The 243-nt window shown below is 39.5% G+C and carries 1 protein-coding gene; it reads right to left on the minus strand.

What is annotated here, in order from left to right:
• Positions 1-243, minus strand: a 243-nt coding sequence (locus AC23L6_RS13425; RefSeq protein WP_487562998.1) for a hypothetical protein, incomplete at both ends; no start/stop codon positions are given.

The following is a 243-nucleotide window of genomic DNA, read 5'->3' on the forward strand; positions in this document are numbered from 1 at the left end:
TCCAATGCTATTCAATGTTGGACTAGCTACAATACTTCCTCCTGTAGCTGCATCATACCAAACAACTGTAGAACCTACTGGAGCTGTTGCTGAAGCTGTAAGTGTTTGTATTGGTGTTGCTTCACATTCTGTTATATCTCCTAAACTTGTTGGAGAGAGAACAGCAGAATTTACAGTAACAGTTCCAGTTGTACTTACAGTACCACAACCTCCTGTTAAAGTTACCGTATAAGTATATGGAGA

The sequence above is a fragment of the Flavobacterium sp. R1_16 genome (genome assembly GCF_057652095.1).